Source organism: Zhenhengia sp., from assembly GCF_046966505.1.
GTDB classification, from domain to species: domain Bacteria; phylum Bacillota; class Clostridia; order Lachnospirales; family Cellulosilyticaceae; genus Zhenhengia; species Zhenhengia yiwuensis.
The window spans coordinates 99,784-114,655 of the sequence record NZ_JBKVCH010000002.1 but is presented as its reverse complement, the minus strand read 5'-3'; the positions used below and the strand labels follow the sequence as shown (position 1 = coordinate 114,655).

15 protein-coding genes are annotated in these 14,872 nt (G+C 35.7%); 13 read left to right on the top strand and 2 right to left on the bottom strand.

What is annotated here, in order from left to right:
• From rpsD to rpsI, 9 genes are all read left to right on the top strand, one after another.
• Entirely contained in the window at positions 1–627 is a 627-nt protein-coding gene (gene rpsD, locus ACLTBU_RS02980; RefSeq protein WP_177670743.1) for a 30S ribosomal protein S4, read from the top strand.
• Between the two features lie 51 nt (positions 628–678).
• Positions 679–1,638 carry a DNA-directed RNA polymerase subunit alpha gene (locus tag ACLTBU_RS02975; protein ID WP_177670745.1) on the top strand — a complete coding sequence of 320 codons (960 nt, stop codon included), beginning with the start codon at positions 679–681 and terminating at the stop codon, positions 1,636–1,638.
• A 24-nt stretch (positions 1,639–1,662) separates the two neighbouring features.
• Entirely contained in the window at positions 1,663–2,187 is a 525-nt protein-coding gene (locus tag ACLTBU_RS02970) for a L17 family ribosomal protein (RefSeq protein WP_177670747.1), read from the top strand.
• A 156-nt stretch (positions 2,188–2,343) separates the two neighbouring features.
• Complete coding sequence (locus ACLTBU_RS02965; RefSeq protein WP_177670749.1) at positions 2,344–3,207, top strand: energy-coupling factor transporter ATPase; 864 nt, start codon at positions 2,344–2,346, stop codon at positions 3,205–3,207.
• On the top strand, positions 3,183–4,046 hold the full coding sequence (locus ACLTBU_RS02960; protein WP_177670750.1) for an energy-coupling factor transporter ATPase: 864 nt from the start codon (positions 3,183–3,185) through the stop codon (positions 4,044–4,046). The genes ACLTBU_RS02965 and ACLTBU_RS02960 overlap by 25 nt, the downstream gene beginning before the upstream one ends.
• Positions 4,043–4,834, top strand: coding sequence for an energy-coupling factor transporter transmembrane component T family protein (locus ACLTBU_RS02955; protein ID WP_177670752.1), 792 nt, complete (start codon positions 4,043–4,045; stop codon positions 4,832–4,834). Before ACLTBU_RS02960 ends, ACLTBU_RS02955 begins: the two co-directional genes overlap by 4 nt.
• A 51-nt stretch (positions 4,835–4,885) precedes the next feature.
• A complete protein-coding gene (truA, locus tag ACLTBU_RS02950) occupies positions 4,886–5,647 on the top strand; it encodes a tRNA pseudouridine(38-40) synthase TruA (RefSeq protein WP_249332636.1) in 762 nt (253 codons plus the stop codon).
• Positions 5,648–5,912: 265 nt separating this feature from the next.
• The gene (gene rplM / locus ACLTBU_RS02945; protein WP_177670755.1) at positions 5,913–6,350 is read left to right on the top strand and encodes a 50S ribosomal protein L13; all 438 of its coding nucleotides are present in this window, start codon (positions 5,913–5,915) and stop codon (positions 6,348–6,350) included.
• Between the two features lie 24 nt (positions 6,351–6,374).
• The gene (gene rpsI, locus ACLTBU_RS02940; protein ID WP_177670756.1) at positions 6,375–6,767 is read left to right on the top strand and encodes a 30S ribosomal protein S9; all 393 of its coding nucleotides are present in this window, start codon (positions 6,375–6,377) and stop codon (positions 6,765–6,767) included.
• Positions 6,768–6,920: 153 nt separating this feature from the next.
• Here rpsI and ymfI read toward each other — a convergent pair whose 3' ends face one another.
• Together ymfI and ACLTBU_RS02930 are read right to left on the bottom strand one after the other, a co-directional pair.
• Positions 6,921–7,670 carry an elongation factor P 5-aminopentanone reductase gene (gene ymfI / locus ACLTBU_RS02935; RefSeq protein WP_249332635.1) on the bottom strand — a complete coding sequence of 250 codons (750 nt, stop codon included), beginning with the start codon at positions 7,668–7,670 and terminating at the stop codon, positions 6,921–6,923.
• Positions 7,654–8,523, bottom strand: coding sequence for a deoxyribonuclease IV (locus ACLTBU_RS02930; RefSeq protein ID WP_249332634.1), 870 nt, complete (start codon positions 8,521–8,523; stop codon positions 7,654–7,656). The genes ymfI and ACLTBU_RS02930 overlap by 17 nt, the downstream gene beginning before the upstream one ends.
• 160 nt (positions 8,524–8,683) lie before the next feature.
• Between ACLTBU_RS02930 and ACLTBU_RS02925 the strand changes: the two genes are divergently transcribed.
• The 4 genes from ACLTBU_RS02925 (at position 8,684) to ACLTBU_RS02910 (ending at position 14,863) form a co-directional block, all read left to right on the top strand.
• Complete coding sequence (locus tag ACLTBU_RS02925) at positions 8,684–9,685, top strand: LCP family protein (protein ID WP_249332633.1); 1,002 nt, start codon at positions 8,684–8,686, stop codon at positions 9,683–9,685.
• Positions 9,686–9,899: 214 nt separating this feature from the next.
• Complete coding sequence (locus ACLTBU_RS02920; RefSeq protein ID WP_412217483.1) at positions 9,900–11,204, top strand: LCP family protein; 1,305 nt, start codon at positions 9,900–9,902, stop codon at positions 11,202–11,204.
• A gap of 112 nt (positions 11,205–11,316) precedes the next feature.
• Positions 11,317–14,148, top strand: coding sequence for a phosphodiester glycosidase family protein (locus tag ACLTBU_RS02915; protein WP_412217480.1), 2,832 nt, complete (start codon positions 11,317–11,319; stop codon positions 14,146–14,148).
• Between the two features lie 229 nt (positions 14,149–14,377).
• Entirely contained in the window at positions 14,378–14,863 is a 486-nt protein-coding gene (locus ACLTBU_RS02910) for a hypothetical protein (protein WP_177670766.1), read from the top strand.
• Positions 14,864–14,872 lie beyond the last annotated feature (9 nt).

The window sequence follows — 14,872 nt, the reverse complement described above, 5'->3', positions numbered from 1 at the left end:
ATGGCTAGATATATCGGAGCGAAATGTAAACAATGTCGTCGTGAAGGTAAAAAATTATTCTTAAAAGGCGAAAGATGCTACACAGCAGCTTGTGCTATTGAAAGAAGACCATATGCACCAGGTCAACATGGTCAACAAAAAACAAAATTATCTGAGTACGGCTTACAGTTACGTGAAAAACAAAAAGCTAAAAGAATCTATGGTGTTCTTGAAGGTCAATTCAGAACATACTTTGAAAAAGCAGATGCACAACCAGGCATCACAGGTGAGAACTTACTTCGTAACCTTGAACTTCGTTTAGACAACGTAGCTTACCGCTTAGGTCTTGGACGTTCTCGTACAGAAGCTAGACAAGTTGTTCGTCACAACCTTGTTACAGTTAACGGTAAAAGAGTTAACATTCCATCATACCAAGTTAAAATTGGTGATGTAATTGAAGTTAAAGAAGATGCTAAAAGCTTCGAACGCTTCAAACAAATCACTGAAGTAACAGGTTCTCGTATTGTACCAGAATGGTTAGAAGCTGATATCGAAAATTTAAGAGGAACTGTTAAAGCAGCTCCTGCAAGAGATCAAATCGATACAGATATCCAAGAAACACTTATCGTTGAGCTTTACTCTAAGTAATAGTTCGTCACCCTCAAAAGACTATTTTAATATTAAAGGAGGGTTTATCGGGTGTTGGAATTTGAAAAACCACAAATTGAGATTAAAGAAATGTCACCTGACGGTAAATACGGTTGTTTTGTTGTAGAACCTTTAGAAAGAGGATATGGGACTACCCTAGGGAATGGATTACGTAGAATCCTTTCTTCTTCTCTTCCAGGTTCTGCAGTAAGCAGCGTAAAAATTGAAGGCGTACTACACGAATTCAGCAGTATCCCAGGTGTTAAAGAAGACGTTCTTGAAATCCTATTAAACATTAAAGGTCTTGCTATCAAAGACATTAGTGATAATATGGAACCAAAAGTAGTTTATATTGAAGCTACAGGTGAGGGCACAGTGACAGGCGCAGACATTAAATGTCCAGCTGAAATTGAAATCCTTAATCCAGAACATCATATCGCTACATTAAATGGCGGTTCAAACTGTCGTTTATATATCGAACTCACAATCACTAGAGGTCGTGGATACATCGGTACTAATAAACTTAAAAAGACAGATTTACCAATCGGAGTTATTCCAGTAGATGCAAGTTACACTCCAGTAGAGCGCGTAAACTTTACTGTAGAGGATACTCGTGTTGGTCAACAAACTGACTACGATAAACTTACATTACAAGTATGGACAAATGGTACTTTAAAACCTGATGAAGCAGTTAGCTTAGCTGCTAAAGTATTAAGTGAACATTTAAATCTTTTCATTGATTTAAGCGAAAATGCACGTAATGCTGAAATCATGGTAACTAAAGAAGATGACTCCAAAGAGAAAACACTTGAAATGACTATCGAAGAGTTAGATCTTTCTGTTAGATCATTCAACTGTTTAAAACGTGCAGGTATCAACACTGTTGAAGACCTTACAAATAAAACAGAAGATGAAATGATGAAAGTACGTAACTTAGGACGTAAATCATTAGAAGAAGTGTTCCAAAAACTTGAAGAGCTTGGATTTGCATTAAAACCAAGCGAAGATTAGTGACAAACTAAAGGAGGTTAAGGCATGGCTCAAAGAAAACTTGGACGTAATGCAGCTGGACGTAAAGCATTACTTCGTAATCAAGTAACAAATCTCTTATACCATGGTAAGATCAAAACTACTACAGCAAAAGCTAAAGAGATTCGCAAGATTGCTGAAGGCTTAATTGCAATGGCTGTACGTGAAAAAGATAACTATGAAGAAGTAAAAGTTACTGCTAAAGTTGCTAAAAAAGACGTTAACGGTAAACGCGTTAAAGAAGTTGTAGATGGCAAAAAAGTAACTGTATTTGAAGAAGTAGAAAAAACAATCAAAAAAGATAGCGCTACTCGCTTACATGCAAGAAGACAAATGTTAAAGGTATTATACCCTGTAACAGAAGTTCAAGCTAATAAGAGAAGACAAGCTAAATCTGTTGATTTAACAGATAAATTATTCAGCGAAATCGCTCCTAAATACGCAGACCGTAATGGTGGTTACACAAGAATCATCAAAATCGGACCTCGTAAAGGTGACGGTGCTGAAGAAGTTATTATTGAATTAGTATAATGTCCAGGGATTAAGAATTTGCTCTTAATCCCTTTTCTCTATTTATTTTTAAATATCTATTTACATGAGTAGATTATCCTTGTATCTTAAAAAGGGTGTATAACCTATTTATTTAAGTAGATATAGATGTGGAAGTATATAGAAAGAGGAATGTACATGAAGAATATAGTAGAAGCTAAAGATTTAACATTTGAGTACTTGATTCATGATGACCAAGGTGAAGTAGAAGATACGATTATTGCTTTGGATCATATTAATGTAACTATTAAAGAAGGTGAATTTGTAGCGGTACTTGGACACAATGGTTCTGGTAAATCTACTTTTGCCAAACATCTGAATGGTATTTTATCCCCTAAATCAGGAATGTTATGGGTTAATAATATTGACCTAAGTAATGGCGAGTATATATGGGAAGTACGTAAAGATGTGGGAATGGTATTTCAGAATCCAGATAACCAGATCGTTGCAACGATTGTGGAAGAAGATGTAGCCTTTGGTCCAGAAAATTTAGGAGTAGAGCCTAGTGAAATTAGAAAGCGTGTAGATGAAGCTATCCATACAGTAGAGATGGATGACTATAAACGTGTATCACCTAACCAATTATCGGGTGGGCAGAAGCAACGTATTGCTATTGCTGGTGTTATAGCTATGCAACCTAAATGTATTATTTTTGATGAATCTACAGCTATGCTAGATCCTATAGGCCGTTCCCAAGTTATGAAGACTATGCAAAAGCTGAATAAGGAGCAAGGTATTACTATTATTCATATTACACACTACATGCAGGAGGCTATTTTAGCTGATCGTATTATTGTTATTGATGAAGGTAAGGTATTACTTTCAGGTTCTCCGAAGGAAGTTTTCAAAAATGTAGAGGAAATTAGAAGAATAGGTTTAGATGTACCAGATTCTACTTATCTTATCTATCTCCTCAGACAAAAAGGGTATGATTTAGATCCAACCTTATTAACAACAAAGGAGGTTGTAGATGCAATATGGCAATTAAAATCAAACAACTAACACATATTTATAATGAAGGAACGCCTTTTGAGAAAGTAGCTCTTCATGATGTTAACCTGCATATAAAAGATGGAAGCTTTTTAGGGATTATTGGACATACAGGTTCTGGAAAGAGTACACTTATTCAGATGTTTAATGGGCTTTTAAAACCTACAAGAGGAGAGGTATATGTCAAAGGGATTAATATTCATGAAGATGGCGTAGATAAAAAACATATTAGACAATCCGTAGGTCTTGTATTCCAGTACCCAGAATACCAACTTTTTGAAATGACTGTATATGATGATGTAGCTTATGGACCTAAGAACTTAGGGCTAGAGGGAGATGCATTAAAGGAAAGAATAGAATCTTCTTTAAAAGCGGTAGGTTTAGATGAAGAGTTTTGGCAGAAGTCGCCTTTTGAATTATCAGGTGGACAGAAAAGACGTGTAGCCATAGCAGGTGTGTTGGCTATGAACCCAGATATCTTAATTTTAGATGAGCCTACAGCAGGACTTGATCCTAAGGGGAGAGAAGAACTGTTTAGTCAATTAAAAGAGATGCATGAAACAAGGCATTTAACCATTGTACTTATTTCACATAGTATGGAAGATGTAGCACGTTATGTAGAAGAGCTTATTGTACTTTATAGAGGTGAGATTGCCTTTAAGGGAGATACAAGAGAAGTCTTTAAGCATAGAGAAAGACTAGAAGAGATAGGTCTTGGCGTACCACAAATTAGACATATTATGGATGCATTAAAGGAAAAAGGCATGTTAGTAGATACAGATGTATTAACTGTAGAAGAAGCAGCAAGTAAGCTTATAGCTTGTTTAGAGAAAGAGGTGAATAACGCATGATACGAGATATTACGATAGGTCAGTATTATCCAATTAACTCACCTGTGCATAAGCTTGATCCTAGAACTAAGATTCTTCTGACGTTTGCTTATATTATTGCACTCTTTTTCGTAGATACTGTATGGGGATACTTAGGTGTATTCTTAGCATTAGCACTAGCTATTAAAGTAAGTAAAGTACCTGTTAAATACATGCTAAAAGGACTAAAGAGTATTGTGGTCATTTTACTCTTTACTGTTGTACTGAATGTGTTCTTTACAACAGGTGAACATACTATTGTAGACTGGGGTTTTATACGCATTACATGGGAAGGGATTTTCTTTGCACTTGAAATGGGAACGAGATTAATCCTACTTATTGTGGGAAGTTCACTTCTGACATTAACGACTTCACCTATTCAGCTTACAGATGGTATAGAAAGTTTATTAATGCCATTTACAAAGATTCATGTGCCAGCGCATGAAATTGCTATGATGATGAGTATCTCATTAAGATTTATTCCTATTTTATTAGAGGAAACAGATAAGATTATGAAGGCTCAGACAGCAAGAGGTGCTGACTTTGAGAGTGGTAATATTATGCAACGTGCGAAAGCTATGATTCCAATTATGGTGCCATTATTTATTTCTGCATTTAGAAGGGCAGAGGATTTAGCTATGGCTATGGAAGCTAGGTGCTACCAAGGGGGAGCGGGGAGAACGCGTATGAATAAGTTAGAGTACCACAAAGGAGACTTTCTAGCCTTTGGATTTGGCGTGCTTTATATTGTAATGTGTATTGTGTTATAAGATTAAAAGATAAAAAAAGAGACTTAAAGAGAGAATGAATAAGGAGGAGCTATGAGAAGAATACAACTTATTATAGCTTATGATGGAACAGATTATCATGGCTTTGCTAAACAGGAACATGCAATAACTATACAAGGAACTGTAGAAAATGCAATTTATAGTTTAACGGGTAAGAAAGTAGACTTAGTAGGGTCAGGGAGAACAGATGCTGGGGTTCATGCTAAAGGGCAATGCTGTATTATTGATATTGATACACCTATTCCAACAGAACGTTTTGCTAAAGCGCTTAATAGCAGATTACCAAAGGAAATTGTCATTAAAGAGGCAAGGGATGTAAAATCAGATTTTCACCCACGTTTTATGGCGAAGAAGAAGACTTACCGTTATCAGATTCTTACAAGTAAAGTGAATGACCCGTTTATAGGAAAGTATTGTTACTTCTATCCTTATAGCTTAGATATAGAAGCTATGAAAGAAGCAGCACGTAGAATAGAAGGCACACATGACTTTAAATGTTTTTGCGCTTCTGGAAGTACAGTCAAAGATACAGTGCGTACAGTTTATAGTATAGAAGTACATGAGCAAGATGATATAGTTTACCTAGATGTATGTGGGAATGGTTTCCTTTATAATATGGTACGTATTATTGCAGGAACACTCATTGATGTAGGAAGACATAGACTAACTGCACAGACTATTGAAGAGATGCTCGAAAAAAGGGACCGTACATTAGGTGGTCCAACAGCTCCACCAGAAGGTCTTACCTTATTAGAAGTGTACTATGATGCCGCGCTTCGTTATGAACAGACATAAAAAATTAATTAATGAGAAAAATTTTATACTTATTAACAAATATAAAGAGTTATAAACAATTTATATATAAAAATGTGGATAACTTTTAAGAAAAAATGGTTAAATTGTGCATAAATAAATCGGACCTAGTCTCTTGACAGTCCAAGTCACCTATACTATAATGTAATTTGTGTTAATAAGCCCACTTATAGAATCCAAATGCCCCGGATTTTATATCAAATAGACGGTTTAACTAGCGAAGACTAGGCCGAAGGAGGGAATTTATATGAGAACAACATACATGGCAAATGCTCAAAATGTTGAAAGAAAATGGTATATTATTGATGCTGAAGGTCAAACAGTAGGTAGACTTGCAAGCCAAATCGCAGCAGTATTAAGAGGTAAAAACAAACCTACTTATACTCCACACGTAGACTGTGGTGATCACGTAATCGTAATCAACGCTGAAAAAGTAGTATTCACAGGTAAAAAACTTGACCAAAAATTATACAGAAAACACTCTGGATACGCTGGTGGTTTAAAAGAAACTAAAGCTCGTGATATGCTTAACGAACATCCAGAACGCGTTGTTATGTACGCAGTAAAAGGTATGCTTCCTAAAAACTCTTTAGGTAGACAAATGCTTACAAAATTACGTGTATATGCTGGAACAGAGCACAATCATGAAGCTCAAAAACCAGAAGTACTTACATTCAAATATTAATCGTATCGAGAGGAGGCAATACAAATGGCAGCAGTTAGATATTATGGAACAGGTAGACGTAAAAGCTCAGTAGCACGTGTATACCTTGTACCAGGAACAGGTAAAATTACAATCAATAAGAGAGATATCGAAGAATATTTCGGTCTTGAAACATTAAAAGTTATTACTCGTCAACCATTAGTACTTACAGAAACATTAAACAAATTTGATGTTAGAGTAAACGTATATGGTGGAGGAACAACAGGACAAGCTGGAGCTATCCGTCATGGTATTAGCCGTGCGTTACTTCAAGCTGATGGTGAATTCCGTCCAGCTCTTAAAAAAGCAGGCTTCTTAACAAGGGACCCAAGAATGAAAGAAAGAAAAAAATACGGTCTCAAAGCTGCGAGACGTGCACCACAGTTCTCAAAACGTTAATTTTTCAAAGTCAATCCTTTATGGATTGGCTTTTTTATCTTTAAAAATAAGGATATAAGAAAGAGGCTATCAGTCTATCATCTTATATAAGATGAATAGAAGCAGATAGCCTCTTTCTTATTTAGTAGTTTAATGCATAAAGCCTATATATTATTAGAGTAGTCCACCATCTAAAGTAAGAATTTGCCCTGTCATATAGCTGGCTGCCTCACTGGCTAAGTAAAGACAGGTTTTAGCTACGTCTTCAACTTTACCAGTACGGCAAAGAGGTACTTCATCAACAAAAGCATTTTTATCTTCTTCAGAGAAGTGAGCATTCATATCCGTATCAATCCATCCGCAAGAGATGGCATTCACACGAATATTAGAAGGGCCAAGTTCTTTGGCAAGGGCTTTAGTGAAACCATTTAGGGCACTTTTACTCGTGCTATAAGCTACTTCGCAGGAGGCACCTACGTTACCCCAGATAGAAGAAATGTTGATAATGCATCCTTTGTGCTGACTAATCATAGAAGGGACTGCTAAGTGAGAGCAGTTATAGGCGGAAGTCATATTAATTTCCATTACTTTATGCCATATATCTGGTGTTGTATCTGTAAAGAGTCCTACATGGCTGATTCCTGCATTGTTTATAACAATGGTAGGATAGCTGCCAAGTTTTGTATAGGTAAAGTCAAAAAGTGCCTTTGCAGTAGTATACTCAGATACATCGCCTAAGAAACTATAGACTTTAAGAGATTCTTCCTTAAAAGAAGTAGTTGCTTGATCCAAAGCTTCCTTATTATGTGCACCATTAAGAATGACAGTAGCACCTGCTTTAGCAAAGTGGTAGGCAATAGAAAGGCCTATGCCTCTAGAAGAACCTGTAACAAGAACGATTTCGTCATTAAAGTTCACTATCATCGCCCCTTAAATAAGCAATTTCTTCTTTATATAAGTTAGTTTTTTTATCAAGCCAAGGTGTTTCTAAAATGAAAGGTCTACCTTGTACAGCTGGGTGATGAACAATTTTATAAAGTGTCTCACGGCCAATGTGATCTTTGCCCTTTGGATTATCTTCACCAGCACCAAGATTCGCATGACGGTCTTTGCGTGCGCCACGCACATTTAAAGAGCCATTAATATGGAAGACTTTTAGTTTATCAAGACCAATAATGCGGTCAAATTCTGCAATAACTTCATCAAAGTTATTAATGATATCATAGCCACTATCGTGTATATGGCAAGTATCAAAGCAGACACCGATTTTATCACTATATTTAACACCATCAATGATGGCTTTAAGTTCTTCAAAGTTACGACCTATTTCACTTCCTTTACCTGCCATTGTTTCAAGACAGATAAAAGGTTTAGTATCTTCTGTAATAACCTCATTAAGGCCATCAATAATACGTTGTGTACCATATTCAAGTGTTTCTGTAGTGAAAGAGCCTGGATGAAGTACAAGGTAGTTAGAACCCATCTCAGTTGTACGTTCGATTTCAAGTTTTAAGAAGTCACGAGCAAGCTGATAAGTATCTTCTTTGCAGGAAGCAAGATTGATGATATAAGGTGCGTGGATGACAATATCATCTAGACCATAAGCTTTCATAAAAGCTTGCCCTTCTTTAACTTTAAGTTTCTCCATAGGAGAGCGTTTTGTATTTTGAGGTGCACCTGTATAAATCATAAAGGTATTTGCACCGTAAGAATAAGCTTCTTTAGCTGCGCCTAAAAGGCCGCCAGACATAGAAACATGAGAACCTATTTTTAGCATGTATTATCTCCTTTTAATATTAGAATATATAAAATATTTACAACAAAATAGCTGTATAGTATACTGAAATGAAAGTATTCCTAAATTATAGTAACATAAAAAGCCACACATTATAAGGGATAACATAAGGAATAAAGAATAAACTAGGGGGAGTTATAAAATGTCTCGTTTGAGTGGAAAGAAGGCAGGACTTAAAATCTTTTTGATAGTAGCACTGATTACTTTTGTATTATGCGCAATGGTCACTATAGCAGGAGTAACAGCTTATTATGCTTTGGTGTATGATAAGGGCAATACAAGTGTCCATCAAGCAGAAGATGAAGGCATAGAGCCACAAGAAACGCCACAAGCTGAGATGGAAAGTATACAGCCTAGTGAGGCTAAGAAAGATGACAGCAAGACAGTTGCTATTTTTGGAACGGATAAGGCAGGGAGTTTGACAGATGTTATTTTAGTAGCGCATTTTAAGAGTGAAACCAATGAAGTGAATATCCTTTCTATACCACGTGATACAAAGGTTGAATGGACTAAGGAGCAGACTAGTATATTGCCTAAAGCACACCAGTGGGTGAGGGTCAGTAAAATTAATGAGATGACAAGCTGGGGAAGTATAGATGATATAAGACCTCTAACCATTGCTACACTAGAAAAGTTGTTAGGCGTTAAGATTGATCATTATGTGGTAGTCAATTTAGATGCTTTTAGACAGATTGTGGATGCTATTGGTGGAGTAGAAGTAGATGTGAAACAGCGTATGAAGAAGGACGATTATAGCCAAGGTTTACATATTGACCTTTATCCTGGTGTGCAGGTTTTAGATGGGGAGAAAGCAGAGCAATTTGTAAGGTTCAGGAGTTATCCTACAGGAGACCTAGGTAGAATAGAAGCACAGCAGCAGTTTTTAGAAGCTTTTGCAAAGAAAGTGTTATCACCTGACATAATTACTAAAATACCTAAAATTGTACCTATTTTATTCACATCTATTAAAACAGATGTAGGATTAACGGAGATTCCAACCTATTATCCTTATTTGAAAGAATTTAGTATGGATAAGTTACATTTTAGCGTATTACCTGGAGAAGCGCATGAGGAGAATAATCTTTCTTATTTCTTCCCAGATTTAGATGCGGTATGTACTTTAGTACAGGAACTTTTCTTTTAATAAAATAAATATAATTTTTAAAGAGGTGTCAAAATATTGATATCTCTTTTATTTATTTTGTTCATAAATTGAGTCTATAATAGAAAAGATAAAAAAATGCTGGAGAGAGACAATTTATTTTTGGCAGATTTTGTGCTATTATAATGCATGATGTATAATTACAATTTAATTTGGCATGAAATGGATAAAATTTTCGACACAGGGAGTGGAACGAATGAGTACTAAAGGTACTAAGAAAAAGTTGAATAAGAAGAAAAAGCTAGCAAGGACTTTTTTAAGAGCCATGCTAGGTACAGGTTTAATATGTATTATTGCCATTGTAAGTTTAGTGGGCTGTTATAATTACTTTTTTAAAGAAGAGGGTACAAGTAATAAACCTGGAAAAAATCAAGGTGCTACAAAGAAAGAAGAAAAGCTGGAGGATATCTATAAGAATGTTGCCGTATTTGGTGTAGATAAAGATGGATACCGAACAGACGTTATTTTCGTAGTCAACTTTAATAGTGAAACCAATAAGGTAAAAGTACTTTCAGTACCAAGGGATACAAAAGTAACTTGGTCAGAAGAACAAAAACAAAGTTTACGTGATTTAGGAAAAGGCGTTAGAACTGTATCTAAAATTAATGAAATGACAGCTTATGGCGGAATTGAAAATATTAGAGATTTTACTATTAATGAATTAGAGCGTATGTTAGGTGTAACAATTGATAATTATGTCATTGTTAATATTAAAGCATTTAATGAAATCGTAGATGCAATTGGTGGGGTAGATCTTTATGTACCGCAAGATATGAAGCACACTGACTATGCTGGAGAACTGTTTATTGACTTAAAAGAAGGTCAACAACATTTAGATGGAGATAAAGCAGAGCAGTTTGTACGTTTTAGAAGTTATCCAAATGGAGACGTAGACCGTGTAGCAGCTCAGCAAGTATTTTTAAGAGCTTTTGCAGATAAACTACTTAGTCCTTCTATTATTACTAAGATTCCAAAGCTCGTAAGTATTGTCTTTAATTCTATTACAACAGATATAAACTTAACTGAGATCCCACAATATTACCAATACATCAATAACTTTAATGGGGAGAACATATCTTTCCACATCCTTCCTGGAGAAGGATGCTATGAAGGGGGAGCATCTTATTTCTTCCCAGATTTAGATGCACTTGATGCCGTAATACAAGAGGTATTCTTTGATACTGTACCTGCAGGTCAGGAGCCAGTAGAAGAGGAAGTTGTCATAGATAAAGAAGTATCTATTACTATCCTAAATGGAAGCGGTATTACAGGTGCAGCAGGACGTGCTCGTGACCAGCTTGTAGAACAAGGTTATACAGTAAGTGAAGTTGGGAATTATCAAACACATGATGTAGTCACAACCATGGTGATTGCTAAAGATGAAACAAAAGCTAAGCAGTTTTTAACTTATTATCCAAATGCACAAATTACACAAGATGAAACCATTGCCACAGATATTCAAATTGTAATAGGAACTGATATAGAAACAAGTGTAGAATAAAATATAAGCTATAAAAGAATAGATTATAGAGCAATAGTCTACAAGCAGTAGATTAGAAGCAATATAGAATAAAGTAATAAATTATAAAGAGGGCAGTTAAGGAGGGAACAAAATGAAGGCAAGAAAATTATTACTATCTTTTATGATAGGGAGTGTAGCCTTAGGAAGTACTTATAGCACTTATGGTGCAGTACTCCATGAGATTACTCAGTCTCAAACTGTAACAAATGGGGCAACACATATTTCTAAACAAGTGCTGACAGATAGTGGCTGGCAAGATTTAAATATCTTAAGAATTGATTTAAGTAATGATAATGTGGTATTAAAGCCTATACAGTCTTCTGTTTTAGGAGAACGTAATACAATTATGAATTTAGCGACTAGTGCAGGTGCCTTAGCAGCAGTTAATGCAGACTACTTTGATATGAGTACAAAGACACCGGCATTTGGGCCTTCTATTAGTGAGGGGAGCCTTAACAATGCTTATCATAATGACTACTACACATTAGGACCACAAAAATATATGGGAACGCTTATAGTAGATGAAGAAGGTCAGGCTTCTATGGATTACTATAGTGTGAAAATGTGGGTAGAAACAGATGGACAAAAAGCTTTTGATTTATCAAGTTATAATAAAACACCATCTAGTATCCGAACACCTTTTGTTATTGATAGAACTTACTATGTAAATAATGCAGCACTTATTAGCAAGTATCAGCAAGTAGGCCTTTATACTGTTCTTATTGAAGAGGATACAGTCAGTTACATATCAGGATTAAATGAAGTAGTAGAAATACCAAAAGACGCCTACGCTATTATGATTAGCGGCGATACTTTTAGTAAATACATACCTTATTTAGAAGAAGGTAGTGAAATCGTACTCCAGCAAGTTATTACACTTAATAATGAAATTGTAGAGTCAGTTAGTGACTTACAAATGGGTATTGGCGGAGGTGGTCTTATTCTTAAAAATGGACAAGCCTACCAAGGTCAAGCTCATAAAGTATCTGGAGATAAAAAAGAACCTCGTACTATTGTAGCTAATACTTATACACCAAATGAAGTGTTACTGATTACCATTGATGGTAGAACCAATCAGTCTTTAGGTGCGAACCACACAGATCTTATTAAGATTTTACAAGAACTAGGTGCTAAAGATGCTATGTATTTAGATGGTGGAGGCTCTACAACTATGGTTGTAAGAAATGAGGGAGATATGAACCTTACGCTTCAAAATAAGCCATCAGGTGGTTCGCAAAGAAATGTAGCGAATGGTATAGGTGTATTTTCAACTAGGCCACAAGGTGAACTGGCTAAAATAATTATTGAGCCTTCAAGAGAACGTACTTTTGTAGGAGAGAGTGTTCCACTTATACTAAAAGGTGTAGATGAGAATGGAAATTCGGTAGTTTTAAGTAGTAAAGATGTAAGCATTCAGGTAGCTGGTGTCACAGGCAATTTTAATGGTCTTAATTTCACACCTGAATCAGAAGGTGATGCCCTTATTATGGTAACAGCAGGGGATGTGACAGGAACAGCTGAGATTAAAGTAACAAAGCCAACAGGTTTAATTATAGAACCCGCTACGTTGCAAATGGATGAGCAGACTACAAAGCAGGTTCAGGTATATGGTGTAGACCAAGAGGGCTATAAAGTACCTATTACACCAGAAAAGATTAAGTGGACAAGTGAGAGTGGTCAAGTAACTGCAGTTGGTAATAGCATAACAAGTACCAAACGTAGTGTAGACCGTTTAAATGCTTCCTATGCGGGTGTTACAGGTAAACTTAATGTAGTAGTAGGTGAGACAACAGTAGCTCTTGAGTCTTTTGAAGAGACTACAGGTAAATGGGCAGCAAGTAGTAAAGCTGTAGAAGGAAAAGTAGAGGCCTCTAAAGAAATTAAGTACCACGGTAATCAAGCCATTAAAATGACTTATACCTTTAATAAAGATGCCAATAAACAAGTTGCTTATACAGTATTTGAGAAGCCAGTAGTTATTCCAGAGGATGCAAGAAGCCTTAACATGTGGATTTATGCTAATGGACAAGGCGATACACTGAAAGTACAGGTTGAAGATGCAAATGAGCAAGTTCATTATTTAAAATTAGCTGATTCTTTAAGTCATAAAGGATGGAAGTATATGAGTGTCAACTTACCAGAAGATATGAAGCTTCCAGCTAAAATGACAAAGCTTTATGCTTATACTTCAGGTAATACACAGAAACGTACAAGTGCAATTTATATAGACCATGTTTCTATTACAAGAGGGCAAAGAGATTTAGCAGGGACAAGTACACGCTTAGATTATCAGTTTGACCCACTTTATAAGCCAAGCCTTCAAGCACCAGTAGGAAATCAGTATGTGGTTAAAGTAACAGGTCCAACAGCTCTTACAGGTCTAACACATAGTGAAGAAACGCTTAAGAAGATGGCAGATAAGCTTAATAAAGATGCATCAGCTATTATACAGGCATCAAGTAGCAACTTACCACTAGCCATTACAAAAGAACTCTATACATATGCAAATAGCTATAGTGATGTAGCCTTTAAAGATATAGAATTCATTTTTGCAGGAACAGATGGTGGTGGTATACGTCAAACAAGTGCTAGTCAGTGGAATATGTTGAAGCAGTCCTTAGAGATGGCACAGGCAAACAATATTATTTTAGTCATGAGTAGAAACCCACTTACGCAGTTTAATGATGCGAGAGAAGGACAGGCACTTCATGATTATCTTAAAGATTATAAAGCAAAGACTGGTAAAAACATCTTCGTCGTAACAACTGGAGGCCAGACAAAAGAAGTACAACTTGAAGAAGGTATTAGATACATAAGATTAAATGGCCTTGCTACACCAACAGATAAACTTACAGATAGTGAATATTTACTCTTCAAAGTTGTAGATGGACAGATTTACTATACATTTGAATCAATGATGTAAAAAGTGGGGAGTGGTTACAATACCCTCCCCATTTTTTACAATTTAAAAGATACAGGATACTAGATTCATAAGTCTAAAAGGTGTAGGTATGAAAAGTTTATAAAAAAGTATAGGACAGTAAAGAGTAAAAGAATCAAGTAAGAACTTGATGAAATAAAACGATAAAATAAAACGATAAAATAAAAATCTATAAGACAAAGCGAAGGATAAACAAAGGAGGGATCTACCCATGACAAAAAAAATGAAACTTGGTATGATTATGCTTGCTACACTTGTAGTAGGTTCAAGTGTATATGCTGCTAAAGGCGATGCAGGAAGCTCTAATGATCCACTAGTAACAAAAAGCTATGTAGACAGCAAAGTTACACAATTACAAAAGACAGTTGAAGTACAAGCAAGTATGATTGATTTATTAACACAAGAAATTAATAATATGGGTAAAGAAGAAAGTAGCAGCTATGAGGTTGTAACAGTACCAGCAGGACAAAGCATTGTAGGTAAACAAGGAACAGAGATTATTGTACGCTCTGGAAATGGACAGGTTCTTGCAAGTGATGGTGGTGGCCTTCAAGATATGACAGAAGGAACAGATTTATTAGGTGGAAGTGAAATTCCTAAATATCATTTAGTGATTATTCCAAGAGAAGATGGCAGAGGTATTTATGCTACAAAAGACTTAATAGTTATGGTTCGAGGCGGGTATAATATCCAATAATAATGGATT